The organism is Vibrio sp. MED222 (assembly GCF_000153005.1).
In the GTDB taxonomy this organism is placed as follows: Bacteria; Pseudomonadota; Gammaproteobacteria; order Enterobacterales; family Vibrionaceae; genus Vibrio; species Vibrio tasmaniensis_A.
The window spans coordinates 458,920-484,609 of sequence record NZ_CH902609.1; the positions used below are offsets into that span (position 1 = coordinate 458,920).

Here is a 25,690-nt window from a genome sequence, read left to right on the forward strand (position 1 = left end):
ACCATGAAAACAACAATGTTGACTTTAGTATTGGTTCTGCTGCTTCCATTCGAGGTTTTGGCTCAAGGCTCGACTAATTTAGCTCAGGGAGAAGCTAAAACCTTTTCGATTCGAGGGGAAATCGCTTCTGTTTTTATCTCAGGGAAGAATATTGCAGATTACCAAGTGATTGATAGTAATAAGGTCGTGGTGTTTGGGAAGAATATAGGATCTGCCTCGTTTATCGCATTTGATGCGAAAGGACGTGAATTATTTAACCGCTTATTGTTGGTGAATAAAAGTTATCGCGAAATAGAGCAACAAATTGATGTGTTATTTCCCGATGCGGAAGTGTTTGTAGCAGGCATCGGTGAGAACGTTGTTCTGAGTGGTGTCGTCGCTAATGAACAGGAAAAGGATAACATTCACCAGTTGGTGGGTGAGCTTTTGGGGAAAACAGCGAACTCAACCTCTTTTCAAATGAGTGATGAAGAGAGTGACGACATTGATGTGGGTTTTATGACTCAACTTAATTACGCAGGCGTCGTGAATAATATCGAAATATCAGCGACTAAGCAGGTGAACGTTAAGTTGACCATTGCAGAGGTATCGCACTCTTTTATGCAAGACTTCGGCATCAAGATGGGCAGCAATGGTACGCCCGGCATATTTGTGGATCAACTTACTCATTTTAGTGCTAGCGATATTGTCTCTGTTATTTCAGCTTTAGGTACCGATAGCGTTGGTCAAGTTCTAGCAGAACCTAATTTGTCGGTGATTTCAGGTGAGAAAGCGAGTTTCTTAGTGGGTGGAGAACTGCCCGTTGTGACGGTTATAGATGGTGCAACCAACGTTGAATATAAGGAATTCGGTGTGCGACTGGAATTACTGGCTAAGGTGCTTCGAGATGACAAAATTAAGCTAGCACTGACACCAGAGGTTAGCTCCCTAGATGGTAGTTACAGCAGTGACAACTTTGATTTACCAGCATTAAGAACACGACGCGCCCAGACAACCGTGGAACTGGGGGATGGACAAAGCTTCGTTCTTGGTGGGTTGCTTAACAGTGAAGAGAAAGAGTCACTGACTCGAATTCCCTACATTGGTGATATACCTATTATCGGTGCTTTGTTTCGCCATACAGGAACCGAACGTAGTAAAACTGAGTTAGTCATTGTAGCGACCGTTAATTTAGTTCAACCAGTCAAAGCGGAGCAGATCCAATTACCGACGATGAAAAAGACTAGCACGCTCAAGCGCTTTTTTGGACTAGGCAGTGGCTATGAACAATCACAACAAAAGTGGGCTGATGAAGTTTTGTCTGCTGGAGGGTTTAGCCAATGAAATCAATGATGGTTACTTTGTTTACCGCCGTCATTATTACAGGGTGTGTTGACCGTATATCGGAGCCTCGCGGAACGGAAGTTGAAGTTTTTCCTGTGACTTATCAGCTTAAACTTCGCTCTGACCAACCCCAGTTGGTGACCAGAAAAGTGAGTGAGTTTATCTTGGGTTACCCTAAAAATGTAAAGGTGGCGCAATGGAAAATACGCACCAAAGGGAGCGGGAATCAGGCGCTTTATAAAGAGGTTGTGAGCCAGTTAATCCAAGCTGGTGTGATGTCGAGTCAGATTGAATACAGTCAAATAGGTTATAGCCCAAATGAGCATAACTCAAACGCATCAGATCCGTTACCACTAGAGAGTCGCTTTGACTTAAGTCTTTCAGTCACAACATATAAGACCAAACTAGAAATTTGCCACCAGGAACGGGTCGGCGAGTATGGGAATGGAAGCTTAGGGTGCAATGTGGACACGAGCCGTTGGCAGTCAATGGTCAACCCGCACAAAGCAATCTAATTACTAACTGTTAGAGAATTTCAGATGTTTGATTTAGTGAATAAACTAAACAGTGCGGAACCTAAAAAATCGGAGAAACAGAATCGTTGTGCGATGCTTTTCCAAACCGAGATATGCCGCGACTTCATCCAAAAATCGTTCAGATTTGAAGGGTTGAATGAGCCTAGCTCGTTCGCCAGCCAAGACACAAATGTGACTAGATTAGAGCAATACCCAGATGTTGAAGTGGTATTTGTTGAATTAAATCAAAGCCAAGATATTGTCGCTGATGCTCAGTTATTGACTCATACCTTACCTCCTCATGTGTCAGTGATCATTATTGGCAGTGAAGATACCATATCCATCATTCGAGCCTTAAGACAGTTGGGTTTCTATTACTTGTTTTGGCCAGCGGGTGAAGCGGAAACGATCGATTTTTATCACAACGTTTCCCGTAACCACGCAGCACAACAAGGCGTGAGTACAAATCGTAAAGCCAAGCAAATAGCAGTCATGGGCGTGAAAGGTGGGGTCGGTACTTCACTAGTCGCGTGTGAGATATCTCGCCGTTTGGCCAAGCATCAAAATGCGAGTACTTTGCTAGTCGACTATACCTACACTGGCAGCAATATTGACGTGATGTTAGGGCTTAAGAAGTTTACTAAGCGCAGTGTTCAAAAAGGCACCCTTACTACAGGAGTGGATAATGATATCGCGACAAGCTTGGTACAAAATATTGAAAAAAATTTGTCACTTCTTGCGGTGGAATCAGATGAGTTTGGCCGTGATGAGTTATTCCAATACACCCAGTCTTTAAAGAAGCAGATGATTTCAAGTCATGCTTTTGTCGTGGAAGACTATTCTCACACTGCGACAACCAATGAAGAGTTTAGACAAGCGGTGGGGAAACTAGATGCTTTAGTCTTGGTATTTGATGCAACAGTATCGTCATTAAGAGAGCTGAATCGAATTCGTTCTGAAATCGATGTGCATTATCCCAACCTTGTCGTACTGACGGTAATGAACCGCTCTCGACCACATAACGCAGCGTCAATTAGTGAGGCGGATGTAGTTAAGTATTTTGGTCGAGAGGCAGACGCGAATTTAGTGTTTGATTTCAAAGCTAATCAATACCTACTTCAAGGTGAGCTGCTTAGTGAATCACGTTCTGAAATGAAATACGGACTGCAAACGTTAGTTGCCTTATTGATGGGAGAGAAAGTTGCGGAAAAAACAGCATTTTCATTCTTCCAGTGGTTAAAACGGTAAGGGGACGATATGGAACATGCACAGCGCATTTATTTACAACTGCGTAAGCAGATATTTGATGCACTTGATGCCAGTGTTATTGAAAGCTTACCGCGTCTAGAGTTAGAAGCTCAGTTAGCTAGCGCAGTTGATATGCTAGTGAGTCGAGATCAGTTATCTATTTCATCACTGGCAAAATCAGAATATGTCACCAGCATGGTACATGAGTTAGTTGGCCTCGGGCCTTTGCAGGTGTTGATGGATGATGACTCGATCACCGACATCATGATCAATGGCCCACAACAGGTTTATATTGAGCGTCATGGCTTAGTCGAGAAAGCACCTGTTCGATTTATCGATGAGAAGCAGTTGCTTGATATTGCTAAGCGCATCGCTAGTCGTGTTGGGCGCAGGGTCGATGAGTCTTCTCCTACTTGTGATGCCCGGTTAGATGATGGTAGCCGTGTGAATATTGTCATTCCTCCTATCACATTGGAAGGGACGTCAATCTCGATTCGTAAGTTTCAAAAGCAAAGTATTGGTTTTGAAGAATTAGTTGAGTTTGGGTCTCTTACTCCCGATATGGCAGGTTTACTTCAGTTAGCTGCACGTTGCCGACTCAATATTATTGTATCTGGTGGTACGGGATCGGGAAAAACAACGTTACTTAATGCTTTATCACAGCATATATCAGAGGGTGAACGAACCGTCACTATTGAAGATACCGCTGAGTTAAGGCTTCAGCAGTCACATGTTGTTCGAATGGAAACTCGTCATGAGGGCATTGAAGGGACAGGGGCTATTACCGCTCGAGATTTAGTGATTAATTCACTGCGAATGCGCCCAGACCGAATTATTGTGGGTGAATGCCGTGGTGGTGAAGCATTTGAAATGCTGCAAGCCATGAATACTGGGCACGATGGTTCAATGTCTACGTTGCACGCCAATACACCACGAGATGCTTTGGCTCGTGTCGAATCAATGGTGATGATGGCGACCAATAATTTGCCCTTAGAAGCGATCCGCCGCTCAATTGTAAGCGCGGTCGATTTAGTCGTTCAGGTCAGCCGATTGCATGATGGTTCTCGAAAGATCATGAATATCACTGAAGTGGTCGGTATTGAGGGAAGCAACGTGGTGTTAGAAGAGTTGTTCTCTTTCCAAACTTCACCTCACAGCCCTGATGGTCGCATTCGAGGTAGTTATGTGACATCTGGTGTTATGGCTCGTTCTGCGCTTTATGAAAAAGCCCGTTTCTTTGGTGTAGAGCAGAAGTTAACTCAAGTGATTGAGTCTATGACACTCAATCAATAGGAGTGAGACATGTATTGGTTGATTATTTTGGGTGGGGCAATACTCATGATTGTAGCGCTTAAGCCGAATAGAGCTCCTTCTGTTGATGAGTATTTATCACAGCAAGCGAAAGGTAATCTGAAAAGCGATCTGAGTTTTACGCAACAAGCGGTTAATTTTGCCAGTCTTTCTGATCGTAACTTCAAACAGAAACTTCGTGTGCGTTGGGATAACTTACAGCGCCAACTTGGAAAAATGGCATTAGGTAAGGTCGTCATTTTTTCTGTTGTAGCACTGCTTGCGATCGGCATTCTTAATCAAATGTCACTGCGCTTACCTTGGTTTGAAATTTTGCCTTTGACTCTCATTATCGCTTGGTTTTTTGGTTATCTCCATTTACAGAAACGAGAGAAAAAACGCTTTGAAGAAACCTTCCCTGATGCGTTGAACATGCTGGCAAGTTCCCTTAGTGCGGGTGAAAGCATAGGGCGAGGCATTGGGTATGTAGGGAAGAAACTTGAAGGTGAGGTAGGTAAAGAGTTTAAGCTGATGAGCGAGCGCCTCAATTTAGGAGAGCCGATTGATGATGTGTTTCGTAAATCTTGTCGTCGCTTTCCGTATCCGTCGTTTCATTTTTTTGTCATTACCTTGCGAGCTAACATGCAAAGAGGGGGGCAATTAAAAGAGGTGATGTCACGTCTGAATCGACAAATGTTCGAAGCGAGAGCTGTAGAAAGAAAAAAGTTTGCTCTTACTTCAGAGGCTCGTATCTCCGCAAAAATTGTAGGAGCAACACCATTCTTCTTTCTGTTTATTTTGCAGTTTCTTAGTCCTGAAAATTTTGAGTTCGTAATGCACCACCCAGAAGGGAGACCGATTCTTTACTACCTCATCACAAGTGAAAGTATCGGCATGCTGATCATCTGGGCGTTAATGAAAAAGGTGAAGTAATGGCTTCTTCAATAAACTTCTCGAACGTTGGGTTATTTTTCGCCTGGGCCGGCGTAGCATTTGGCTTGTTGCTCATATTTTATTGGTTAGTCGTGTGTACTCAGAAAAAACACCGTATAGCAGCCTTAGCGAAACATCATCGATTGGCCGATCAGTCAAAAGAGGCAGAAATAAAACTGAATCGTTGGTTGACGCCCATGTCGACTATTTTCGTCACCTCCGAAAGTGATATTACAGTGCGCTTTGCTAATGCTGGCGTGAGTGACATCCGGTGGGCTCAATGGTTTATGCCACTGAAGTACAGTGCGTTGTTTATCGGGCAAGTGGTTGTTGCAGGCGTGTGTTGGTTTATTGAGGTTTCGTCTGAATCATGGATCGCGATAGCTGCGGGGTGGGCTATGGTGGTTATTGTGATGCCTGACCTAGTCTTGAGCTCGATGGCTAAAAACCGTCAACGTCGAATCTCTCGTCAAATGCCGTATCTGATTGACCTAATGGCGATTTGCGTCCAAACCGGCATGACAATCGAAGCATCAATGAAATACCTCTCCATTGAAATGAAAAGCTTTGATAAAGAGCTTTCTAGCTTGTTGGAGGTGACAAACCAACGGGCTCGTTTGGTCGGAATGGAAAATGCCTTAGAGGAGTTGTATCGCAAGGTTCCATCACCAGAAGTTCGTAGTTTTGTGATGACGCTGACGCAGAGCATTCAACATGGATCCTCGATTTATAACGTGTTAACGACGTTGGCAGGCGATATTCGAGAAGTGCAAATGCTAGAGCTGGAAGAAGAAATAGGGAAGTTAGCTGCCAAGATGTCGATTCCACTGATCGTGTTTATCTTGATCCCAATTGTATTCGTAATTGCCGCTCCGGGGGTAATGAGGATGATGCTTAATGTTTAAGAAAATAATCGCGCTAACGTTAGTTTTAATGTTGGCGGCATGCAGTTCAACTCAAGCGAGTTGGCAGAAAGATGAGTCAAAAGAGGCTATCTATCAAAAAACACATAATTACGTTCAGTTAACCCGTTTGTATAAAAATCAGCTGCAGCAATACGACGCTGATGAAGTGAGAGAAAAACTCTCGAATACATATTTAGCTATGGGCGATGCTGAGTCGGCTCTGTTTTACATTGCCCCTGTTACTCAAAAACCACAACCCAGTGTGAACAGTTTATTGATGCAAGCGAAAGCATACGGTGAATTAGGTCAGTACCCAGCAGCGATCAGTAGTGCTAAACAAGTATTAGTGGAAAATGCTACACATGCGGCAGCCGAGAATTTACTGGGAACGTTTTATGGTTACAGCTATCAGTTTGATCTATCTCGTCGGTATTTTGAACGCGCGCGCGAGCATTTTTATGACTCGGTATCAGTGAATAATAATTTGGCTGTGCTCGATATTACGCAAGAGCATTATCAAGCAGCTATGGAGCGTTTATTACCATTGTATAAGCGCGGTCAGATGAACGAACAGATGATGGCAAACTTGACGTTGAGTATGGCTAAGTTGGGCCACTACCCGTTTGTCGAAAGTGTGTTGAGTGAAAGATACAGCAAGCACCAAATCCAAAAAATTTATCAGGCGTTGCGCCACCACACTCCTTATTCATTAGAGAGCCAAACGCTGGCAGTCAGTGGTCTTTCGTTATCGGAGGAGGCGGGTAATGCGATATAAGCAAAAGGGTGTCGCGAGCATAGAGTTTGCGGTGGGCTTTTTTGCTTTTTGGTTGATGTGTATGGCGTGGGTTGAGATGAGCTATATCTCGTACATTTCGGCGATCAACGACTTGGCGGTTTCAGAGGTGGCTCGCACAGCTAAAAAGGGCTCAGGAAATTATCTCGATACGGTAGATAAGGTTTTGCACCGAGAAGGCAGTATCTGGAATCAGGTTGTTAATGGCGACAATTTTCAAGTCACGATTCACTACTCTAAAAACCTGAGTGAGTTAGCTAGTATTACAGACCAATGCAGTATTTCTGGTAGTCAAAAATTTAAAGAGTGTGGTGATGCTGATAACGCAGCGCTTGCCATTTATCGAATTAACTACCGTTTTTCACCTATCTTTAGCTACTTCTTCACGACTCAGAATTTAATGAGCAGAGAGATGATTGTTGTGCAGGAATATGAAAGGTCAAAATTTGAAATTTAGAACCCTAAAGCATGGGAATTTGAAGAGTAAGCAGCAGGGGGTTTTTAGTATTGAGTTTGCCATGGTCGCTGTATTTTTCAGCTTATTGATTGCTTTCAGTGGTGACGTGATCATCAAGCTTTCATTGAAAGGAAAACTCGATCGACTCTCTTATTCACTGGTCAATGTACTTAAAGAGAGAACCCAACTTTATGATACTGATTATCAGCTTACAACTAAAGAAGTCGATGATATCGATATCATTGCTCAGCATTCCTTACTGCGTACCTTTGGTCATTTTGAACGGGAACACTATGGGTTGTTGGTGGAAGAGTTGAGCTTCAAACAAGTGGGTACACCCAACCCCGCGATCAGTGAAAAACGCGGTGTTGTTGCCTGCAGAATAAAGCAAACCATTGATTCATTAGAGTCCATGACGGTAGTGACTAACCGAGGTCGAGAAATGCCCCTGTACCGAGTGACGGTTTGTTATGAATCGGATAATTGGATTGGTGGTATTTTGGGGCGTGAGTTTACTCACGTGATGTCTGATTCTGTCGTGATCGGCAGGTAGAGCGAAGAGAAAGGTTATGAAACACGCTATGCGTAAGCAGTTTGGCCATGCAGCTATGCTGTTTGCCATTATGATCCCAGCTTTGTTTGGAGTGTTTATGCTTGGTTCTGATGGTGCCCGCGCATTACAAACCAAAGCTCGATTAGAGGAAGCTTCAGAAGCGGCTGTTCTAGCGGTATCAGCAAAAGATGAACAAGACCATCAATTGGCGGAGCGCTATATTCAGCATTATCTATATGACATGGACTCGATCCTAGATATTGAAGTTAAGAAGCTAGGGTGTGATGAAATACCTGAATGTATTGCTGCTACGGAAAGAGGCGAAGCACGCTACTTTGAATATCGTGTTGCGGGTCAAACACTGCACAAGTCCTGGTTTCCTGGTAACGATGTGATTTCTGGCTTTGGTGATAGCTTCAATGTGACGGGATCATCGAAAGCACGACGCTATCAAAGCCAGCCGATAGACATTACTTTTATCGTCGATTTTTCAGAATCTATGAATGACTCGTGGAGTGGTGGTCGGCATTCTAAGCTAAATGATCTGAAAGACATTATTGAAGATGTGGCTGATGAACTCGGCGCGTATAACGATCTATATCCAGAGCACCCTCATCGGGTTGCACTTACCGGTTTTAATCGCCGAACCATCAATAAAGATAAGAATGACAACTTAGTAGTTCGCGATCAGCGGGTAGTTTCAAGAGAAGGTGAATACGATAAAGACGATACGGTGAATTTTAACAAAACGATAGCTCAACAATTTATCGTTAAAGGAGAAGCCTCGCGTGTGCCTAATAGCGATGATGATGCACGGTTCTACGACCTCTATTTTACCACCGATTTTTCATCCTTCACTAAAAAGGTCAAGAAATTCAAAGCTGGGGGAGGCACTGCTTCACTGCAAGGCATTATTCGTGCAGGGCAAATTGTGACTTCAATGTCGAAGAACCAAAAGCAGCTGATCATTATTCTGTCTGATGGGGAAGATTGGAATCACTACGCAGGGCAAACCAATAAGCTTGTGTCGAAAGGTATGTGTAGCAACATTCTCAATATGGTCAACGGCGGCAAAGTTTCGGCAGATAATACGCATGATGACATAGAGGTAATTGGCGGGGTAAGCCAAGGAATGATGACACCTGATGGTGAACGAATGAACGCGCGCATGGCTGTGATTGGTTTCGATTATGAACTTAATAAAAACGTGGGTCTGCGTAATTGCGTTGGCCGAGATAATGTTTATAAGGCTGAAAACAAGGAAGACATTCTCAATAAAATTTTGGGATTAATTACGGAAGAAGTGGGTCACTTGGCGCAATAGAGGTATGTGACATCCTTTTTATTAACTGAATATTATTAAGAGAGCAAAAATGAAAACGCTTATATCTGTTATGTCTTTATTTACTCTGTCGTTTTCTATACTGGCAGCCCCTTTAAAACCAGATACCAACGAACTACTTTATCATTACTGCCATATGGGCGACTCTGAACTTGAGAAGACGGTAACGATCGGTCAGGGGAAGAAAGTGATGTATCACCAAGGCCCGTTCATGCAAGTGAACGCAAGCACAGCTAATCAAGCGATTAAAAATCTGATTCAAGATAAGTTAACTCAAGTATCAGAAAGTGCTGATTGCGCACAATACTTACTGAGTCGAACTAAATTTGTAGAAGGTAAGTTGGCTCGTGAGGTGTTGGCTCGCGTGACTTTTGATTTCGATGACGATGAACTGAATCAAAAATCTCGTTATTTATTGTTAAACCTTATAGCTAAACTTGAACATCAAACTCCCGAATTTATCGTCACGGGGAATACCGACTCAAAAGGTAGTGATAGTTACAACTTAAGCTTAGGCTTGCAGCGCTCGAATGTTGTTGTTGGGTATTTGAAAGAGCAAGGCGTAAATATTGAAGACCTGACAGTGAGTTCACAAGGTGAGGCGAACCCAGTGCAGAGTAACGAGACTGAATCCGGTCGCCATAACAATCGCAGGGTTGATATTCACTCTTAACCCTGCCCTACAAATTTAACTTGTTGGGAGCAGTATTTTTAAAACGACACCCACGGATGGGTTATCTGATTGCTCGAACCAGATTGTCCCTTTGTAGCTATGGAGTATCTCATCACATAGCGCCAAACCTAATCCTGTACCATGGGTCTTCTGATCGGCTCTTACGCCACGTTGAAATAAGGTTTGGCTGATCGAGTTATCTATTACTGGCCCATCATTATAGATCTCAATCAGGATCTGCTGTTCGCTTTGAGTGGCTTTGAATTCGATAGAGGTTTGTGCGAACCGATAAGTATTTTCTAATAGGTTACCGAGCACTTCCATAAGATCATCTTTATTAAGAGGCACGGTCTGTTGGTCGTCAAACTGAGTGATGAATTGGATCTTTTTGTCGGCATGGATTTTCGTAAACATGCCTACTAGGCTGTCGAGGATTGGTTTTATCGGTGTCGATGAAGTCGTTATACCTTTAACGCCTAGCGAAGCCCTTTTGAGTTGTGCCTGAATTAAGCTATCCATTTCTAACAGTTGTTGGTTGATTTGGTCATTCTTTGTTTTGGATGAGTCTTCATCAAGTAATGCTTGAGAAACTGTCACGCGAGTCTTCAAACTATGGGCGAGATCATTGAGAGAACGCTTATAACGCTCCTGATTTTCTTTTTGTTGGTATAGCAATTCGTTCAATGCACTGGTGACGCTATGTAAATCTTCAGGGTATGACTGGGCTAATTGGTTTTGTTTACCCTGCTTTATGTCATTCAGTTCATTCTCTAGTCGAGTAAACGGCGCAAAACTAATACGATAAAAAACCAAAAGTAGAGCACTGATCAAAGCAAGCGCAACCACTAACACTCCAACCGCGGTGTATTTTAACTGATGTATGGGTTCTATTTTCTCTTCGACCCTTTGGGTAAAGATAACTCTGCCATCTTTTTTTTCCTGGAAACCTTTCCAGAGAATTGTGTGGACAATAAAAGCGGCGCCATTCGATCTTTCAACCAAACGAATAGTATCTATGGGGAAATTTAGATCATGACACAGTTCGTTGACTTGAGATTGGCTGACGCCTATCTCTGATAGCAGCTTAGCTCGTCTTTCAATATTTACTGATGTCCATACTTGTTGATTGTTGTGATCACATAGAGTGACGCTAGTGTTGGGAGACTCTTTCGCATAGAACCTATCCCACTCCGTCAATGGCGGTATTTCCCCAGAAGACAGCAGTTCATTGATTACAGCAGGCAATTCTCGAAGGGTATTTTTCGAGTAGTACTCAAAAAGTTGGTGTTTTTGACTGTTGTAGTAGAACCAGGCGCTAGTGAGTACCATTGAAATCATAATGGAAGCAGCAACGGCGAATGTCCGACGTCTGAACTGAGTTTTGTACAGTCTTTTCATACTACTTGGCTTCTAGTTCAAAACGATAACCTTGCCCGCGAATGGTGCTGATCAGCTTAGCTTGAGTGTATTGCGTTAACTTTTTACGTAAGCGTGAAACGATAACCTCAATATTGTTTAGCTGAACATTTTCACCCTGCGCATAAAGGGAGTCTGCGATTTGTTGTTTAGATACGATTTGTAAGCAATGGCGAATTAAGTACTCGAATATTTGAAATTCTAAGGCTGTAAGTTCAATCAGAGCATCATCGTAACTGATACGTTTGGCTTGAGTGTCTAAGGTGAGCGATTGCGCTTTGATTTGGGAAGCGGAAAACCCTTGATTTCGACGAACAAGCGCCTCAAGGCGAGCGTGTAGCTCTTCAAATTGGAAGGGCTTGGTAAGGTAATCATCAGCCCCGGAGTTAAGCCCTTCTACTTTATCTTGCCAGTTGCCACGTGCGGTTAAGATTAATATTGGGACTGCAATTTCTTTACGACGTATTTGCTTGATCAGCGTAATGCCATCAAAGTCAGGGAGGCCAAGGTCAATGATCATCACATCTGTATTGGACTGTTTTTGAATCGTTTGTAAACATGCAGAAGCTGTTCTATCTGCATGGACAGTATGTCCTTGCTCACTGAGCTGAGAAGATAGGTGGTGATTCAATATTTCATTATCTTCAACCAAAACAACCAGCATGTAATATCCCTATCTACAATAATATTCAACCAGATAGAGCTTACACTAGCTTTGGATAAAAAAAAGGGAGAAGCCAAAGCTTCCCCCTTAATATTTATTCCAAATTGGTTTTACTTCTGTAGTAAAGAAATATCAGCAATCTGTAGGAACAGGTTACGTAGGTTGTTCAGTAGCGTTAGACGGTTCTTCTTAAGCGCTTCGTCATCAGCCATAACCATTACGTTATCGAAGAATGCATCAACAGGTTCACGTAGATCAGCAAGCTTGCTTAGGGCTTCTTGGTAGTTGCCTGTTGCGAATGCTGGTTCTAATGCTTCTGTCATTACTTCAACGTTTTCAGCCAGTGCTCTCTCTGCGTCTTCTTGAAGAAGAGCAAGATCGATTTCAGCAGGTAGCTCGCCATCGAATTTAGCAAGGATGTTACCTACACGCTTGTTCGCTGCTGCTAGTGCTTCTGCTGCTTCCAGTTCACGGAAGTGAGAAACCGCTTTAACACGTTGGTCAAAGTCAGCTGGCTTGGTTGGACGACGTGCTAGTACCGCTTGGATGATATCAACACTGAAACCAGCATCTTGGTACCATGCGCGGAAACGACCTAGCATGAAGTCGATAACGTCAGCTTCTACGTTTTCGTTGGTTAGCTTGTCGCCTAGTAGCTCTTTCGCTTTACCGATTAGATCAGTTAGGTCTAGGTTGTAGCCGTTTTCAACGATGATACGTAGCACACCTAGTGATGCACGACGTAGAGCGAATGGGTCAGAACCTTTTGGTGCTTGGCCAATACCGAAGATACCCACGATAGTGTCTAGCTTGTCTGCCATTGCTACAGCAGAAGAGATGCCAGTGCTTGGTAGTGTGTCACCTGCGAAACGAGGCATGTACTGCTCGTAAAGTGCTAGTGCTACTTGCTCGTCTTCACCATCGTGAGTCGCGTAGTGCATGCCCATCACACCTTGAGTATCCGTAAATTCGAATACCATTGATGTCATTAGGTCACACTTAGCCAGTAGGCCTGCACGCTTAGATTTCTCAACGTCAGCATCGATTTGCTCAGCAATGTAGCCAGCAAGTTCTGTGATGCGGTCGGTTTTGTCTTTGATAGTGCCCAGTTGCTTCTGGAAGATAGCTTGGTCTAGTTCAGCAAGACGGTCGATCAGCGGGCGCTTACGGTCTGTGTTGAAGAAGAACTCAGCATCAGCAAGACGTGGACGTACAACCTTCTCGTTACCTTCGATTACGTGACGAGGCTCTTTAGACTCGATGTTCGAAACGAAGATGAAGTTTGGCAGAAGGTTCTTATCAGCGTCATACACTGGGAAGTACTTCTGGTCGCCTTTCATGGTGTAAACCAAAGCTTCAGAAGGCACTTTTAGGAACTCTTGCTCAAACTTAGCAGTAAGCACCACTGGCCATTCAACCAAAGAGGTAACTTCTTCAACAAGGTCATCTTCTAGGTCAGCAATACCACCAACTGCGTCAGCTGCTTTTTTCGCATCAGCAAGGATGATCGCTTTACGCGCATCGTAATCTGCCATTACTTTACCGCGCTCTTCTAAGATCGCAGGGTATTGGTCAGCAGAGTCGATAGTGAACTCTTGTTCGCCCATGAAACGGTGGCCACGGATAGTACGAGCAGAAGCTACGCCTAGGATCTCGCCTTCAACAAGCTCATCACCTAGTAGTACTGTCAGTGTTTTCACTGGACGGATAAATTGAATGTCTGAGTTACCCCAGCGCATTGCTTTAGGGATTGGTAGGCCAGCGAGAGCTTTCGCAGCGATGTCCATCACCAATTCTTGAACAGGTTTGCCAGCTACTTCCTGTTTGAAAAGAAGCCACTCGCCTTTGTCTGTTTTCAGGCGGTCAGCTTGCTCAACAGTAATACCGTTACCACGAGCCCAACCTTGTGCAGCTTTAGTCGCGTTGCCTTCAGCATCGAATGCGACAGAAATTGCAGGACCGCGCTTCTCAACGACTTTGTCTGCTTGGCCTTCAGCCAGTGCCGTCACTTTAAGTGCTAGACGACGAGGTGCTGCGTACCACTTGATGCCTTCGTGAGAAAGTTCAGCCGTTTTAAGACCTGCTTCAAAGTTAGAAGCAAAGGCTTCAGCTAGTGAACGAAGTGCCGTTGGTGGAAGCTCTTCCGTACCCAGTTCAATTAGAAAATTCTTCGCCATGATTATTTATCCTTCTTACACATTGGGAAGCCAAGCGCTTCACGTGACGCGTAGTACGCCTCTGCAACAGCTTTAGTCAGGTTGCGGATACGAAGGATGTAACGTTGACGCTCTGTTACAGAGATAGCTTTGCGCGCATCAAGAATGTTGAATGCGTGACCTGCTTTTAGAATGCGCTCGTAAGCTGGAAGCGGCAGTGGCTTCTCAAGCTCAAGTAGCTCTTTACACTCTTTTTCGCACTGGTCGAAGAAAGTGAATAGGAAATCTACGTCTGCGTGTTCGAAGTTGTATGTTGATTGCTCAACTTCGTTTTGGTGGAAGATGTCACCGTAAGTCACATTAGAACCGTCTGGTGCTACGTTCCATACAAGGTCGTAAACAGAGTCTACTTCTTGGATGTACATTGCTAGACGCTCGATACCGTAAGTGATCTCACCCGTTACTGGCTTACACTCAAGACCGCCAACTTGTTGGAAGTAAGTGAATTGAGTCACTTCCATACCGTTTAGCCATACTTCCCAACCAAGACCCCATGCGCCTAGCGTTGGGTTTTCCCAGTTGTCTTCTACGAAACGAATATCGTGAACAAGTGGGTCGACACCAAGAACTTCAAGCGAGCCTAAGTACAACTCCTGGATGTTATCTGGAGAAGGTTTTAGAGCTACTTGGAATTGATAGTAGTGCTGCAGGCGGTTCGGGTTTTCACCGTAACGACCATCGGTCGGACGACGAGAAGGTTGAACGTATGCCGTAGACATTGGCTCTGGGCCAAGTGCACGTAGACATGTCATTGGGTGAGAGGTGCCAGCACCTACTTCCATATCTAGTGGTTGAACAATGGTACAACCGTTTTGTGCCCAGTAATCCTGCAGCGCGAGGATCATTCCCTGGAAGGTTTTGATATCGTATTTTTGCATAGTCAGGTTCGCGCGATTCTTTTAAATGAATGATAAAAATAACCTCTGAGTATACCGAGATATTGGTAAAGCGAGTAGGGGTAATCTTGTTTAATTAGTGGTCTAAAATGTCGTTTAGTGGATTTTTTTGCCTTTAATGTTTGTTTTTCGGCACAAGTGGATATTTTGATAACTTTGACACTTGTGTTTGAAAGCGTGGGTGATTAAAATCTCGCGGTCTTTGGGGAGTAGCTTGCTTATTCATATCCTATTGAATGAGTTCGTTCGTCAACATAATTGATGCAAAATCATCATGGCGTTCGAGGCAACCACCACCTTGGTGGCGCTTAGCAAGACCTTAGACAAGCATCGTGAACCGGGATGGGGCGCGAGGTTTGTCTTTGGTTAAATATAATAATCCTCATCCCAAATGAGCATGTCGTGAGCGTTTTAGCAATTTCAATTACAACTGTCGCCTTAGCCGAGATCGGTGATAAGACTCAGTTGTTATCCCTTTTATTAGCCAGTCGATATCGAAAACCGCTACCTATTATTGCGGCTATTTTCTTTGCCACCATTGCCAACCATGCCCTTGCTGCGTGGCTAGGTGTTGTGGTTGCTGATTATTTATCTCCTGAAGTACTTAAGTGGGTGCTGGTGGTCAGTTTCATTGCGATGGCAGGCTGGATTCTGATTCCGGATAAATTAGATGACGATGAGCAGATCTCGAACCGAGGGCCGTTTGTCGCCAGTTTTATCGCTTTCTTCATTGCTGAGATCGGTGATAAGACTCAGATTGCGACATCGATTCTAGGGGCTCAATATTCGGATGCATTAACGTGGGTCATTCTCGGTACTACCATTGGTATGTTGCTGGCGAATGTGCCTGTGGTGATCATTGGTAAGCTATCGGCAGATAAGATGCCACTTGACCTGATTCGCAAGATCACAGCCTTGTTGTTCGTGGGCTTGGCTATCGCAGCAGCGTTCTATTAAGCGGTAGTATTGAGTCTTATTATACTCAATCAGTAGAGTAATGTGTTGTAGGTCATACTCTTACAGTATTGTGGGGTTTATCGAGCGAATGGACATATAACTGTCATACTTGTCATGATATTTTAATCTTGTGAGTTAAGAACACGAGGGCATGATTATGTTGACGCGTTATATGGGTATTACTCCACAAAGCCAAAGTTATCTATTTACCTTTGGTCTTGCACTTACACTACTAGGCATGGTGTTGACGGACATGTGGCTACCAATGGTGGCTGGTTCGATGATCATGACCGGGCTTGCGGTAGAAGCTTGGATTCGGGTTGCGCATATTATTCCTATGCGAAAAGATATCCGAGAAATTCAGCATCAGCTTGAGCATCTGCAAAACAAATCTAGAAGCGAATAAACAAAAAGCCGCTCGTACTCTGAGTTCTGTTTAAGAACATAAGGTACGAGCGGCTTTTTTGATACTTGATAGTCGGTGGGGCGTTACGCCTCCAATCCCTTTCTGATCAAATACTGGTAAGGCAACGTTTCTGTCGCTTGGCCTACCAACTGGTGATCCATGAATCGACAAAAGCTCGGAATATCACGAGTTGTCGAAGGATCGTCAGCTTTTACCAGTAACACATCGCCATCCTGCATGTTTCTAATTGTCTTCCTGACCATCATTACTGGCTCTGGGCAACGCAGGCCTTCAGCTTCTAAAGTGTGGGTTGCCAGTTCAGGTTTGAATGTCATGGTTTGTATCTCTATATCTATCTAACGAGTGAATAATACGTCTGCAGAAAAAATATGCAATAAGTGCTTGGCAAATGGAACCATTTCCTATAACTTAATTAACAAGTTGATAACAACTCAAATCAAAGGCAACTAGCTAAGGAGTGGCGATGTTGACAGGATTAGATAGATTAACAATTTATTCAGTTCTCTGTTTTATTTCTTTTTGTGCGTTAGTACTACGCTCATCGACAGAGACCTCTCTAATGCCAATTTTTGGCATAGTAGCAACGATTATTGGTATTTGGGTAGAGATGCGCCGTTGGCAAGGCATAGCCGAGGAGCAAGAGCACTAACCCGAATACAGCAAGCAAATTCCAATACGACAACATTCCGACACTATCCCCAGATTTTCTTGGGCTTCCCCGCGTAATTGCGGGATTTTTTTTATCTAAAGCATGCTATAAACAACTTAGTGACCAATGATAATTGTATACAGCTAGGTAAGTGGCGTGGAATTAGAAGACATCTATCGTAGAGACCTGAATTTACTGGTCGCCTTAAAGGTATTGATTGAAGAGGGCAGTGTTAGTCAAGCCGCGCTTCGTCTTAACCTAAGCCAATCGGCAACCAGCCGAGTATTAGGACGCTTAAGAGAACTACTCAACGATCCCCTGTTTACACGCCAAGGTCAGCACCTTATTCCCACCAAGAAAGCTCTCGAGATCAGCCAGCGCATTGATCAGCCTTTAGAATCATTCCGTCAGTTGCTTAGTCCGAGTGATTTCGATCCTTACTATTGCAGTGAGCGTTTTTTAATTGCGACCACTGACTACGCGATGCAAACCATCTTGCCTTATGCTCTGCCTAAGATTTATGAACAAGCGCCGAACATATCTTTGGAGTTTGCTCCGTTGCAGCATGAACATTTGTTTAAACAGCTCAGCACCGAACGTGTGGATATGGCGATTTGTCGCCCGAGTGGCAGCATTGCACCACTTCATCAAGAGGTATTGGGGCCGGTCGGTGTGTCGTGTCTGTTATCTAAAAACCATCCATTAGCCGATCAACATTTAAGCCTTGCAGACTATGTTTCACTCCCACATGCGATGATTGCGATCAGTGATGGTGTTAAGGCTTTATTGGACAACGCGTTAGCCAATCAACAGCCTCGCAAAATGGTGTTGCGTGCTTATCATCTTGAAGCGGCATTGGCGATTGTTGATAGAATGCCGTTGGTGATTACTGTACCTGCTGATTTGGCTTATTTGGTGGCAGAGCGTTATGACTTGGTTGTTAAGCCATTACCATTTGAATTTATGCCGTTTGATTACTCACTGATCTGGCACTCGCGTTGCGATTCTTCTGCTTCACAACAATGGTTAAGAAGAGTGGTAAAAGAAGAGTGTGGTGAGTTGATTCAAAAACGAATTGCGGATGTCGGTTTGGGTTAACCGGAGCTGAGTCTGGGTTCACTTGACCCGAATGAAAAAAACGCAAAAGGGCTGATAAAAATCAGCCCTTTGTTGTTTTGAGTTATCCAAACCTAAAGCCGTTGTTTAAGGTTTGAGAATCTATAGCTTAATGACTACGCGACCAGTGATTTGACCGTTAGTGATGTCTTCTGCTGCTTGAATCGCACCGTCTAAAGACACTTCTTTGGTTGCTTGAGCGTAGAAAGATTCTGGTAGTAGCTCAGCCAGTTGTTCCCACGCTTTAATACGTTTTTCACGAGGGCACATTACAGAATCAACACCTTGTAGACGAACGTTACGTAGAATGAATGGCATTACCGTAGTTGGTAAGTCAAAGCCGCCGGCTAGGCCACACATTGCAACCGCGCCGTTGTAATCAATTTGCGCCAATACTTTAGCAAGTACCTTGCTACCTACTGTATCGATAGCACCAGCCCACAGTTGTTTCTCAAGTGGTTTCGCTGGTTCTTCTAATTCAGCACGCTCTACAATGCGTGTTGCACCTAGTGATTTTAGAAGCTCGCCATTTTCTGAAGCTCGGCCAGTAACCGCTGCTACTTTGTAGCCTAGTTGGTTTAGTAGCGTAATAGACACGCTGCCTACGCCGCCACTAGCACCCGTTACTAGGATTTCACCGTCTTCTGGTTTGATGCCTGCATCTACGATAGCTTGCACACAAAGCATAGCGGTGAAGCCAGCTGTACCAATCGCCATGACTTTCTTGGCGTCAAGACCTGCAGGCATTGGTACTAACCAGTCACCATTTAGGCTCGCTTTCTCAGCCATACCGCCCCAGTGGCCTTCACCAACACCCCAACCCGTCAGAACAACTTCGTCGCCTGCTTTGTAGCGCGGGTCATCAGATTGTGAAACCACGCCAGAAAGGTCGATACCAGGAACCATAGGGAAGTTGCGAACAATGCGCCCTTTACCTGTTATCGCCAAACCATCTTTGTAGTTCAAAGAAGAGTAGCTCACATCAACTTTCACGTTACCTTCTGGTAATTGAGACTCATCAATTTGAGAAACTGATGCGATAGTTTTTTTGTCTTCTTGGTTTAGTACAAGTGCTTTAAACATGATCTGCTCCGTAGGAGGAATATTAGGAAACTGAAGTAACTTTAGTTGAATCATCCGAGAAAAAATAATGAAACATCAACATTGAATCTATGCGTTTTGCGCATAGATATCAGTGTTGGTTTTTCTCTCGCTGAGTTCGCTGAACGCAATCGATGCATTGTTGGATGCCAAGTAATAAAAAGTGCAGCTATATAAATATAGCTGCACAAAAGATTACCCTACAAGTATTACAACCAGTGATCGCTATGGGCGTTCAAATACCGTTGCAATACCTTGGCCTAAACCAATACACATGGTCGCCAAGCCGTATTTCACGTCTTGCGCTTCCATCAGGTTGATTAGCGTCGTCGAGATACGAGAACCAGAACAGCCTAGTGGGTGACCAAGAGCAATCGCACCGCCGTTAAGGTTAACTTTCTCGTCAACTACATCCAATAGACCTAGGTCTTTAGCACATGGAAGAGATTGAGCAGCAAACGCTTCGTTTAGCTCAATTACACCCATATCTTCGATGGTTAGGCCTGCACGTTTCAGTGCTTTTTGAGTTGCTGGTACTGGGCCGTAACCCATGATTGAAGGATCGCAGCCAGCGATAGCCATCGACTTCACGCGAGCGCGAATCTTCAGGCCAAGTGCGTTGGCTTTCTCTTCGCTCATGATCAGCATTGCCGATGCACCATCAGACAATGCTGATGAAGTACCTGCTGTTACCGTTCCGTTTGCTGGGTCAAATACCGGGCGAAGCTGAGATAAGCCTTCAACCGTAGTTTCTGGGCGAATGACTTCGTCGTAATCCAGAGTGAACAGAGAACCGTCTGCAGCGTGAGCTTCGGTTGGCAGGATTTCATTTTTGAAACGACCTTCAACCGTAGCTGCTTGAGCGCGAGCATGTGAGCGTGCTGCGAATGCATCTTGGTCTTCACGGCTAATACCGTGCATTTTACCTAACATCTCAGCGGTTAGGCCCATCATACCTGCCGCTTTTGCTACGTGTTTAGACATGCCAGGGTGAAAATCAACACCATGGTTCATTGGTACGTGGCCCATATGTTCGACACCACCGATCAGGCAGATTTCAGCATCACCAACCATGATAGAGCGGGTTGCATCATGCAGAGCTTGCATAGATGAGCCACATAAACGGTTCACCGTTACCGCACCAATCTCAATCGGCAGACCAGCAAGTAAAGCAGCGTTACGTGCAACGTTGAAGCCTTGCTCTAGCGTTTGTTGTACACAACCCCAGTAAATGTCTTCAATTTCGACAGGGTTTACTTCTGGGTTGCGCTCTAAAATGCCTTTCATCAAATGTGCCGACAGATCTTCAGCACGAGTGTGACGGAAAGCTCCACCTTTGGAACGTCCCATTGGGGTACGAAGGCAATCAACAACAACTACATTATTCATTTTGCTATTCCTTTTCCAAATGTGGGTTACAGAGAACTTGCTTGTTGGCCGTCGTAAAAGCTTTCGCCTTTCGCTGCCATATCAAGCAATAGTTGAGGAACTTGGTACATTGCACCTAAGTCTTGGTAGCTCTTCGCCATTTCAACGAAGTTACCAATACCCACACTGTCTAAGTAGCGGAATACGCCGCCTCTGAATGGAGGGAAGCCTAAACCGTAAACCAGTGCCATATCCGCTTCTTGCGGTGTCGCGATGATACCTTCTTCTAAACAAAGCACCACTTCGTTGATCATAGGAATCATCACACGTTGGATAATTGTCTGGTCATCAAAGTCTTGTGGTTGTTGGCATACGTCAGCCAGGATAGGAAGAATGTCTTCAGAGAATGTCTTCTTAGGACGACCGCGTTTGTCTACGCTGTACGTGTAGAAACCGCTGCCGTTCTTCTGGCCGTATTTTTCAGCGACGTAAAGTGCGTCAATTGCATCACGACCTTCTTTACCCATACGCTCTGGGAAACCTTGCGCCATTACTGCTTGTGCATGATGTGCTGTGTCTAAACCTACAACGTCTAGCAAGTAAGCAGGGCCCATTGGCCAACCGAACTTACGCTCCATGACTTTATCGATCTTAGTGAAGTCAGCACCGTCACGTAGCAACATGCTGAAACCGCCAAAGTAAGGGAAAAGTACACGGTTAACGAAGAAGCCTGGGCAATCATTAACAACGATAGGGGATTTACCCATCTTCGCTGCGTAAGCAACCACGCGATTAATGGTTTCTTCTGAAGTATGCTCGCCACGGATGATCTCAACCAAAGGCATGCGGTGTACTGGGTTAAAGAAGTGCATACCACAGAAGTTTTCTGGGCGTTTTAGAGATTTTGCTAGCAGGTTGATCGGAATCGTTGAGGTGTTTGATGTAAGAACTGTGTCTTCACCCACCAGACCTTCCACTTCACTCAGTACTGCTGCTTTTACTTTAGGGTTTTCTACAACGGCTTCCACAATCACATCTGACTGTTCAACACCTGCGTAATGTAAGCTTGGGGTAATAGAAGACAGAATGCCTGCCATCTTGAATCCATCTAGGCGACCGCGTGATAAGCGTTTATTCAACAGCTTAGATGCTTCGTTCATACCAAGATCTAGAGACGCCTGTGCGATGTCTTTCATCATCACTGGCACGCCCTTTAACGCTGACTGGTAAGCAATACCGCCACCCATGATGCCAGCACCAAGTACCGCTGCTCGTTCAGTCGCTTTGTTTGCAGACTTACCAGCTTGTTTCGCTAGGCCTTTGATGTATTGGTCATTAAGGAATAAGCCGACCAATGCTTTCGCTTCTTCAGATTTCGCTAGCTTAACGAAGTGTTTACGCTCGATGTCTAGTGCTGCATCGCGATCGCTACGTGCTGCTTCTTCGATAGCGATAACCGAGGTGATAGGTGCTGGGTAATGAGGCCCTGCTTTTTGAGCAACTAAGCCTTTCGCCATGGTAAAGCTCATCATCGCTTCTAGTTTGCTTAATGAAAGCGCTGATGTTTTTTGTTTACGACGTAGCTGCCAATCGAGTTTTTCATTGGCTGCTAGAGAAACAGTGTTAATCGCTGATTCTAATAGTTGGTCTGTTTCAACAATCGCATCTAACAAGCCAACTTTAAGTGCTTCATCTGCACGGCATGCTTTGCCTTGCGTGATAATTTCCATTGCACTGTCAGCACCGATAACACGTGGCAGACGCACACAACCACCAAAGCCAGGCATTATGCCAAGTTTGGTTTCTGGTAGGCCTATGCTGGTGGTCTTGTCACCGATACGGAAATCGGTAGCGAGTACACATTCACAGCCGCCGCCAAGGGCATGGCCACGCATCATTGAAAGAGTTGGGACAGGAAGGTCTTCGAGCTTGCTGAAAATTGAATTAGCGAATCTTAACCATTCATCAAGTTCGGCTTCTGGCTTAGCAAATAGGCCAAGAAATTCAGTGATGTCTGCGCCTACGATGAACGCGTCTTTGTTTGAAGTTAAGATTAAACCACGTAATCCAGCGTGAGCATTAAGAGCATCTAACGCTTTATCTAGTGATTCTAAAGTAGCAAGGTCGAGTTTGTTTACAGAGGCCGGAGCACAGAAGCTAAGTTCTGCAATACCATCTTGTAATTCCTTTACCTGTAAGGTGTTAGCTTGGTAAATCATTGTCTATCTCCATGACATACAATCCACGATTGTTTGAGAGAATCTTGTTATCTTTCTATTATTGTAGAATACCTGGTAAGACCAGTTATTCTAGTCTGTACCTCTGCCTGGTGAATTTCAATACATTTTTTAAACAATTGTTTAACATTGTGCGATGGCACAGATCCTCTAACCCTTATTATTCACGCGTGATACACTTCGCCGCTCTTATTAATTAAGTTAACGATATGAATGAACAGCCCTATTTAATACCGTCAGCGTCGGCTCTGTTTGAAGAAGAGATAAAGAAGAGCGTCTTCATTACTCATCTTGCTCATACTCCAAGTGTAGAAGCTGCTAAACAGTTCGTAGAACAGGTAAAAAAAGAGCATTCATCAGCGCGACATAATTGTTGGGGTTTTGCTGCAGGGCGACCTGAAGACTCAATGCAATGGGGCTTTAGTGACGATGGAGAGCCATCTGGTACTGCGGGTAAGCCTATCTTGGCGCAACTGTCTGGTTCTGGCGTTGGTGAACTGACGGCTGTTGTTACTCGTTATTCTGGCGGAATCAAGCTTGGAACGGGTGGCCTAGTAAAGGCTTACGGTGGTGGAGTGCAACAAGCTCTCAAGCTGCTTCAAACTATCGAGAAAAAAATAACCACAAAATTACGGCTAGAGTTAGACTATGGCTTTGTGCCAATTGCGCAATCCATTATGGCTCAGCATCAGGCTGTTGAAGTCCAAGCGGATTATGGTGTGCAAGTTGAGCTTATTATTGAAATAGAGCTCCTTCAGGTAGATTCGTTTACCCAAACCATGATCAATAAAAGCGGTGCTAAGGCACTGGTAACGAAAGTCAAAGACAACTAGGAAGTGTGAAGCATTTCGCTTCGTTCAATAGCTCATGCAATTTCGCTCAATTATTCGAATCGTCGGATTATTATTAGCACTTTTTAGTGTATCAATGCTCGCACCTGCGCTCGTCGCACTGATCTATCGAGATGGTGCGGGTGTGCCATTTGTGACGACTTTCTTTGTTCTATTATTTTTTGGAGCAACTTGCTGGTTTCCAAACCGACGCTATAAACATGAATTGAAGGCGCGAGATGGCTTTTTGATTGTTGTTTTGTTCTGGACGGTAATCGGCAGTGCGGGTGCGTTACCGTTTTTGATCGCTGATAACCCGAGTGTTTCGGTAACCGATGCTTTCTTCGAATCCTTTTCTGCATTAACTACAACTGGTGCGACGGTTATTGTCGGCCTTGATGATCTCCCTAAGGCAATTCTGTTTTACCGTCAGTTCCTACAATGGTTTGGTGGTATGGGTATCATCGTATTGGCGGTAGCCATTCTTCCTGTTCTGGGTATCGGTGGTATGCAGCTGTATCGTGCTGAAATCCCAGGTCCTGTAAAAGACAGTAAGATGACACCGCGTATTGCTGAAACGGCAAAAGCGCTCTGGTACATCTATCTCAGCTTAACAATTGCTTGTGCAGTGGCATTTTGGCTTGCAGGTATGAGCTTCTTTGACGCTATTAGCCATAGTTTCTCGACTATCGCAATTGGTGGCTTCTCAACGCACGATGCAAGCATGGGCTATTTCAACAGTCCTGCTATCAACATGATTACGGTCGTGTTCCTTCTTATATCTGCATGTAACTATTCTCTTCACTTTGCGGCATTTGCTTCTGGTGGTGTACATCCTAAGTATTACTGGAAAGATCCTGAGTTCCGTGCCTTTATCTTTATTCAAGTCGTGCTGTTCTTAGTTTGTTTCTTATTACTGTTGAATCACCATTCTTATGACTCGTATTATGATGCTTTCGATCAAGCCTTGTTCCAGACAGTATCTATTTCAACAACCGCAGGCTTCACCACAACCGGTTTCTCTGAGTGGCCGCTATTCTTACCTGTGTTGCTTCTGTTCTCTTCTTTTATAGGTGGTTGTGCAGGTTCAACGGGTGGCGGTATGAAAGTCATTCGAATATTACTGCTTACTTTACAGGGTGCTCGTGAAATGAAGCGTCTTGTTCACCCGCGTGCTGTCTATACCATCAAGGTTGGTGGTTCGGCGCTACCACAACGTGTCGTTGATGCGGTTTGGGGCTTCTTCTCTGCATACGCATTAGTTTTTGTGGTTTGTATGTTGGCTCTTATTGCTACGGGGATGGATGAGCTAAGCGCTTTCTCTGCCGTAGCGGCAACGCTGAATAACCTTGGCCCGGGCTTAGGTGAAGTGGCAATGCACTTCGGCGATGTGAATGATAAGGCCAAATGGGTGTTGATCGTATCTATGCTGTTTGGTCGTTTAGAGATATTCACCTTATTAATTTTATTGACCCCTACGTTTTGGCGTAGCTAAGGACAACATTGTGGCAAAAGCTCTATTTTTATATTCAAGCCGTGAAGGGCAGACCAAGAAAATCTTGAACTATATAAAAGAAGAAATGAATGAGTTCGAATGTGAGCTTCAAGATCTGCACACTATTAGTAATGTCGACTTTGCTCAATACGATAGAGTGTTGATTGGTGCATCTATTCGTTACGGCCACCTTAATAAGAAGCTATATAAGTTCATTGATGCCAACCTTGCTCAGTTGCAATCGAACAAGGTTGCTTTCTTTTGCGTTAACTTAACAGCTCGTAAA

Annotated in this window: 26 protein-coding genes and 1 riboswitch; of the genes, 18 read left to right on the plus strand and 8 right to left on the minus strand. The window is 44.3% G+C overall.

All coding sequences use genetic code 11. The annotated features are described in order from the left end of the window. Window positions 1-3 precede the first annotated feature (3 nt). Genes MED222_RS05015 through MED222_RS04965 form a run of 11 tightly spaced genes read left to right on the plus strand, consistent with a single transcriptional unit; the run spans window position 4 to window position 10,032 of the window. Window positions 4-1,323 carry a type II and III secretion system protein family protein gene (locus MED222_RS05015; protein ID WP_009848145.1) on the plus strand — a complete coding sequence of 440 codons (1,320 nt, stop codon included), beginning with the start codon at window positions 4-6 and terminating at the stop codon, window positions 1,321-1,323. Continuing rightward, window positions 1,320-1,838: a hypothetical protein gene (locus MED222_RS05010; protein WP_009848146.1), complete on the plus strand. Its 519-nt coding sequence runs from the start codon at window positions 1,320-1,322 to the stop codon at window positions 1,836-1,838. Before MED222_RS05015 ends, MED222_RS05010 begins: the two co-directional genes overlap by 4 nt. Window positions 1,839-1,862: 24 nt before the next feature. Next, window positions 1,863-3,086: a P-loop NTPase gene (locus MED222_RS05005; protein ID WP_009848147.1), complete on the plus strand. Its 1,224-nt coding sequence runs from the start codon at window positions 1,863-1,865 to the stop codon at window positions 3,084-3,086. 9 nt (window positions 3,087-3,095) lie between these two features. Then, on the plus strand, window positions 3,096-4,379 hold the full coding sequence (locus MED222_RS05000; RefSeq protein WP_009848148.1) for a CpaF family protein: 1,284 nt from the start codon (window positions 3,096-3,098) through the stop codon (window positions 4,377-4,379). 9 nt (window positions 4,380-4,388) lie between these two features. Then, a complete protein-coding gene (locus MED222_RS04995) occupies window positions 4,389-5,309 on the plus strand; it encodes a type II secretion system F family protein (protein ID WP_009848149.1) in 921 nt (306 codons plus the stop codon). Next, on the plus strand, window positions 5,309-6,214 hold the full coding sequence (locus tag MED222_RS04990) for a type II secretion system F family protein (RefSeq protein WP_009848150.1): 906 nt from the start codon (window positions 5,309-5,311) through the stop codon (window positions 6,212-6,214). The genes MED222_RS04995 and MED222_RS04990 overlap by 1 nt, the downstream gene beginning before the upstream one ends. Further along, entirely contained in the window at window positions 6,207-6,989 is a 783-nt protein-coding gene (locus MED222_RS04985; protein WP_009848151.1) for a tetratricopeptide repeat protein, read from the plus strand. Before MED222_RS04990 ends, MED222_RS04985 begins: the two co-directional genes overlap by 8 nt. After that, a complete protein-coding gene (locus MED222_RS04980; RefSeq protein WP_009848152.1) occupies window positions 6,979-7,464 on the plus strand; it encodes a TadE/TadG family type IV pilus assembly protein in 486 nt (161 codons plus the stop codon). The genes MED222_RS04985 and MED222_RS04980 overlap by 11 nt, the downstream gene beginning before the upstream one ends. Further along, on the plus strand, window positions 7,439-8,017 hold the full coding sequence (gene tadF, locus MED222_RS04975; protein WP_009848153.1) for a tight adherence pilus pseudopilin TadF: 579 nt from the start codon (window positions 7,439-7,441) through the stop codon (window positions 8,015-8,017). Before MED222_RS04980 ends, tadF begins: the two co-directional genes overlap by 26 nt. A 16-nt stretch (window positions 8,018-8,033) precedes the next feature. Beyond that, window positions 8,034-9,341 (plus strand): pilus assembly protein TadG-related protein, encoded by a 1,308-nt coding sequence (locus MED222_RS04970; protein WP_009848154.1) that lies wholly within the window; start codon window positions 8,034-8,036, stop codon window positions 9,339-9,341. A 49-nt stretch (window positions 9,342-9,390) separates the two neighbouring features. Beyond that, on the plus strand, window positions 9,391-10,032 hold the full coding sequence (locus MED222_RS04965) for an OmpA family protein (protein ID WP_009848155.1): 642 nt from the start codon (window positions 9,391-9,393) through the stop codon (window positions 10,030-10,032). 15 nt (window positions 10,033-10,047) lie between these two features. Here MED222_RS04965 and MED222_RS04960 read toward each other — a convergent pair whose 3' ends face one another. From MED222_RS04960 to glyQ, 4 genes are all read right to left on the minus strand, one after another. Beyond that, a complete protein-coding gene (locus MED222_RS04960; protein ID WP_009848156.1) occupies window positions 10,048-11,430 on the minus strand; it encodes a sensor histidine kinase in 1,383 nt (460 codons plus the stop codon). Between the two features lies 1 nt (window position 11,431). After that, window positions 11,432-12,112 carry a response regulator transcription factor gene (locus MED222_RS04955; RefSeq protein ID WP_009848157.1) on the minus strand — a complete coding sequence of 227 codons (681 nt, stop codon included), beginning with the start codon at window positions 12,110-12,112 and terminating at the stop codon, window positions 11,432-11,434. Window positions 12,113-12,222: 110 nt separating this feature from the next. Further along, window positions 12,223-14,289 carry a glycine--tRNA ligase subunit beta gene (glyS, locus tag MED222_RS04950; protein WP_009848158.1) on the minus strand — a complete coding sequence of 689 codons (2,067 nt, stop codon included), beginning with the start codon at window positions 14,287-14,289 and terminating at the stop codon, window positions 12,223-12,225. A 2-nt stretch (window positions 14,290-14,291) separates the two neighbouring features. After that, a complete protein-coding gene (gene glyQ, locus MED222_RS04945; RefSeq protein WP_009848159.1) occupies window positions 14,292-15,206 on the minus strand; it encodes a glycine--tRNA ligase subunit alpha in 915 nt (304 codons plus the stop codon). A gap of 210 nt (window positions 15,207-15,416) precedes the next feature. Continuing rightward, window positions 15,417-15,592, plus strand: a riboswitch (yybP-ykoY riboswitch). A 34-nt stretch (window positions 15,593-15,626) separates the two neighbouring features. Here glyQ and MED222_RS04940 point away from each other — a divergent pair. Further along, a complete protein-coding gene (locus tag MED222_RS04940; protein WP_009848160.1) occupies window positions 15,627-16,181 on the plus strand; it encodes a TMEM165/GDT1 family protein in 555 nt (184 codons plus the stop codon). Between the two features lie 151 nt (window positions 16,182-16,332). Then, on the plus strand, window positions 16,333-16,587 hold the full coding sequence (locus MED222_RS04935) for a hypothetical protein (RefSeq protein ID WP_009848161.1): 255 nt from the start codon (window positions 16,333-16,335) through the stop codon (window positions 16,585-16,587). 83 nt (window positions 16,588-16,670) lie between these two features. Here MED222_RS04935 and tusA read toward each other — a convergent pair whose 3' ends face one another. After that, a complete protein-coding gene (tusA, locus tag MED222_RS04930) occupies window positions 16,671-16,922 on the minus strand; it encodes a sulfurtransferase TusA (RefSeq protein ID WP_004736675.1) in 252 nt (83 codons plus the stop codon). Window positions 16,923-17,071: 149 nt separating this feature from the next. Between tusA and MED222_RS21595 the strand changes: the two genes are divergently transcribed. Both MED222_RS21595 and MED222_RS04925 read left to right on the plus strand, forming a co-directional pair. Next, window positions 17,072-17,257 carry a hypothetical protein gene (locus MED222_RS21595; RefSeq protein ID WP_004736674.1) on the plus strand — a complete coding sequence of 62 codons (186 nt, stop codon included), beginning with the start codon at window positions 17,072-17,074 and terminating at the stop codon, window positions 17,255-17,257. A gap of 156 nt (window positions 17,258-17,413) precedes the next feature. Further along, window positions 17,414-18,355 (plus strand): LysR family transcriptional regulator, encoded by a 942-nt coding sequence (locus MED222_RS04925; protein ID WP_009848163.1) that lies wholly within the window; start codon window positions 17,414-17,416, stop codon window positions 18,353-18,355. 120 nt (window positions 18,356-18,475) lie between these two features. Here the strand turns inward: MED222_RS04925 and acuI are convergent, their stop codons facing one another. From acuI to fadB, 3 genes are all read right to left on the minus strand, one after another. Then, complete coding sequence (gene acuI / locus MED222_RS04920; RefSeq protein ID WP_009848164.1) at window positions 18,476-19,456, minus strand: acrylyl-CoA reductase (NADPH); 981 nt, start codon at window positions 19,454-19,456, stop codon at window positions 18,476-18,478. Window positions 19,457-19,699: 243 nt separating this feature from the next. Beyond that, window positions 19,700-20,863, minus strand: coding sequence for an acetyl-CoA C-acyltransferase FadA (gene fadA / locus MED222_RS04915; protein WP_009848166.1), 1,164 nt, complete (start codon window positions 20,861-20,863; stop codon window positions 19,700-19,702). Between the two features lie 26 nt (window positions 20,864-20,889). Continuing rightward, the gene (gene fadB / locus MED222_RS04910; RefSeq protein WP_009848167.1) at window positions 20,890-23,061 is read right to left on the minus strand and encodes a fatty acid oxidation complex subunit alpha FadB; all 2,172 of its coding nucleotides are present in this window, start codon (window positions 23,059-23,061) and stop codon (window positions 20,890-20,892) included. Between the two features lie 227 nt (window positions 23,062-23,288). On the opposite strand from fadB, the gene MED222_RS04905 reads away from it, so the two are divergent. The 3 genes from MED222_RS04905 to MED222_RS04895 all read left to right on the plus strand — a co-directional run. After that, window positions 23,289-23,912 carry a YigZ family protein gene (locus MED222_RS04905; protein ID WP_009848168.1) on the plus strand — a complete coding sequence of 208 codons (624 nt, stop codon included), beginning with the start codon at window positions 23,289-23,291 and terminating at the stop codon, window positions 23,910-23,912. A gap of 34 nt (window positions 23,913-23,946) precedes the next feature. After that, a complete protein-coding gene (locus MED222_RS04900) occupies window positions 23,947-25,404 on the plus strand; it encodes a TrkH family potassium uptake protein (RefSeq protein ID WP_009848169.1) in 1,458 nt (485 codons plus the stop codon). 10 nt (window positions 25,405-25,414) lie between these two features. Continuing rightward, window positions 25,415-25,690 (plus strand): flavodoxin domain-containing protein (locus MED222_RS04895; protein ID WP_009848170.1); only part of this gene is annotated, 276 nt, incomplete at its 3' end.

Excerpts from the sequence above, each read along its gene's own strand:
- MED222_RS05015 (WP_009848145.1), top strand. The coding sequence starts at position 4 with ATGAAAACAACAATGTTGACTTTAGTATTGGTTCTGCTGCTTCCATTC.
- MED222_RS05010 (WP_009848146.1), top strand. The coding sequence starts at position 1,320 with ATGAAATCAATGATGGTTACTTTGTTTACCGCCGTCATTATTACAGGG.
- MED222_RS05005 (WP_009848147.1), top strand. The coding sequence starts at position 1,863 with ATGTTTGATTTAGTGAATAAACTAAACAGTGCGGAACCTAAAAAATCG.
- MED222_RS05000 (WP_009848148.1), top strand. The coding sequence starts at position 3,096 with ATGGAACATGCACAGCGCATTTATTTACAACTGCGTAAGCAGATATTT.
- MED222_RS04995 (WP_009848149.1), top strand. The coding sequence starts at position 4,389 with ATGTATTGGTTGATTATTTTGGGTGGGGCAATACTCATGATTGTAGCG.
- MED222_RS04990 (WP_009848150.1), top strand. The coding sequence starts at position 5,309 with ATGGCTTCTTCAATAAACTTCTCGAACGTTGGGTTATTTTTCGCCTGG.
- MED222_RS04985 (WP_009848151.1), top strand. The coding sequence starts at position 6,207 with ATGTTTAAGAAAATAATCGCGCTAACGTTAGTTTTAATGTTGGCGGCA.
- MED222_RS04980 (WP_009848152.1), top strand. The coding sequence starts at position 6,979 with ATGCGATATAAGCAAAAGGGTGTCGCGAGCATAGAGTTTGCGGTGGGC.
- tadF (WP_009848153.1), top strand. The coding sequence starts at position 7,439 with ATGAAAGGTCAAAATTTGAAATTTAGAACCCTAAAGCATGGGAATTTG.
- MED222_RS04970 (WP_009848154.1), top strand. The coding sequence starts at position 8,034 with ATGAAACACGCTATGCGTAAGCAGTTTGGCCATGCAGCTATGCTGTTT.
- MED222_RS04965 (WP_009848155.1), top strand. The coding sequence starts at position 9,391 with ATGAAAACGCTTATATCTGTTATGTCTTTATTTACTCTGTCGTTTTCT.
- MED222_RS04960 (WP_009848156.1), bottom strand. The coding sequence starts at position 11,430 with ATGAAAAGACTGTACAAAACTCAGTTCAGACGTCGGACATTCGCCGTT.
- MED222_RS04955 (WP_009848157.1), bottom strand. The coding sequence starts at position 12,112 with ATGCTGGTTGTTTTGGTTGAAGATAATGAAATATTGAATCACCACCTA.
- glyS (WP_009848158.1), bottom strand. The coding sequence starts at position 14,289 with ATGGCGAAGAATTTTCTAATTGAACTGGGTACGGAAGAGCTTCCACCA.
- glyQ (WP_009848159.1), bottom strand. The coding sequence starts at position 15,206 with ATGCAAAAATACGATATCAAAACCTTCCAGGGAATGATCCTCGCGCTG.
- MED222_RS04935 (WP_009848161.1), top strand. The coding sequence starts at position 16,333 with ATGATTATGTTGACGCGTTATATGGGTATTACTCCACAAAGCCAAAGT.
- tusA (WP_004736675.1), bottom strand. The coding sequence starts at position 16,922 with ATGACATTCAAACCTGAACTGGCAACCCACACTTTAGAAGCTGAAGGC.
- MED222_RS21595 (WP_004736674.1), top strand. The coding sequence starts at position 17,072 with ATGTTGACAGGATTAGATAGATTAACAATTTATTCAGTTCTCTGTTTT.
- acuI (WP_009848164.1), bottom strand. The coding sequence starts at position 19,456 with ATGTTTAAAGCACTTGTACTAAACCAAGAAGACAAAAAAACTATCGCA.
- fadA (WP_009848166.1), bottom strand. The coding sequence starts at position 20,863 with ATGAATAATGTAGTTGTTGTTGATTGCCTTCGTACCCCAATGGGACGT.
- fadB (WP_009848167.1), bottom strand. The coding sequence starts at position 23,061 with ATGATTTACCAAGCTAACACCTTACAGGTAAAGGAATTACAAGATGGT.
- MED222_RS04905 (WP_009848168.1), top strand. The coding sequence starts at position 23,289 with ATGAATGAACAGCCCTATTTAATACCGTCAGCGTCGGCTCTGTTTGAA.
- MED222_RS04900 (WP_009848169.1), top strand. The coding sequence starts at position 23,947 with ATGCAATTTCGCTCAATTATTCGAATCGTCGGATTATTATTAGCACTT.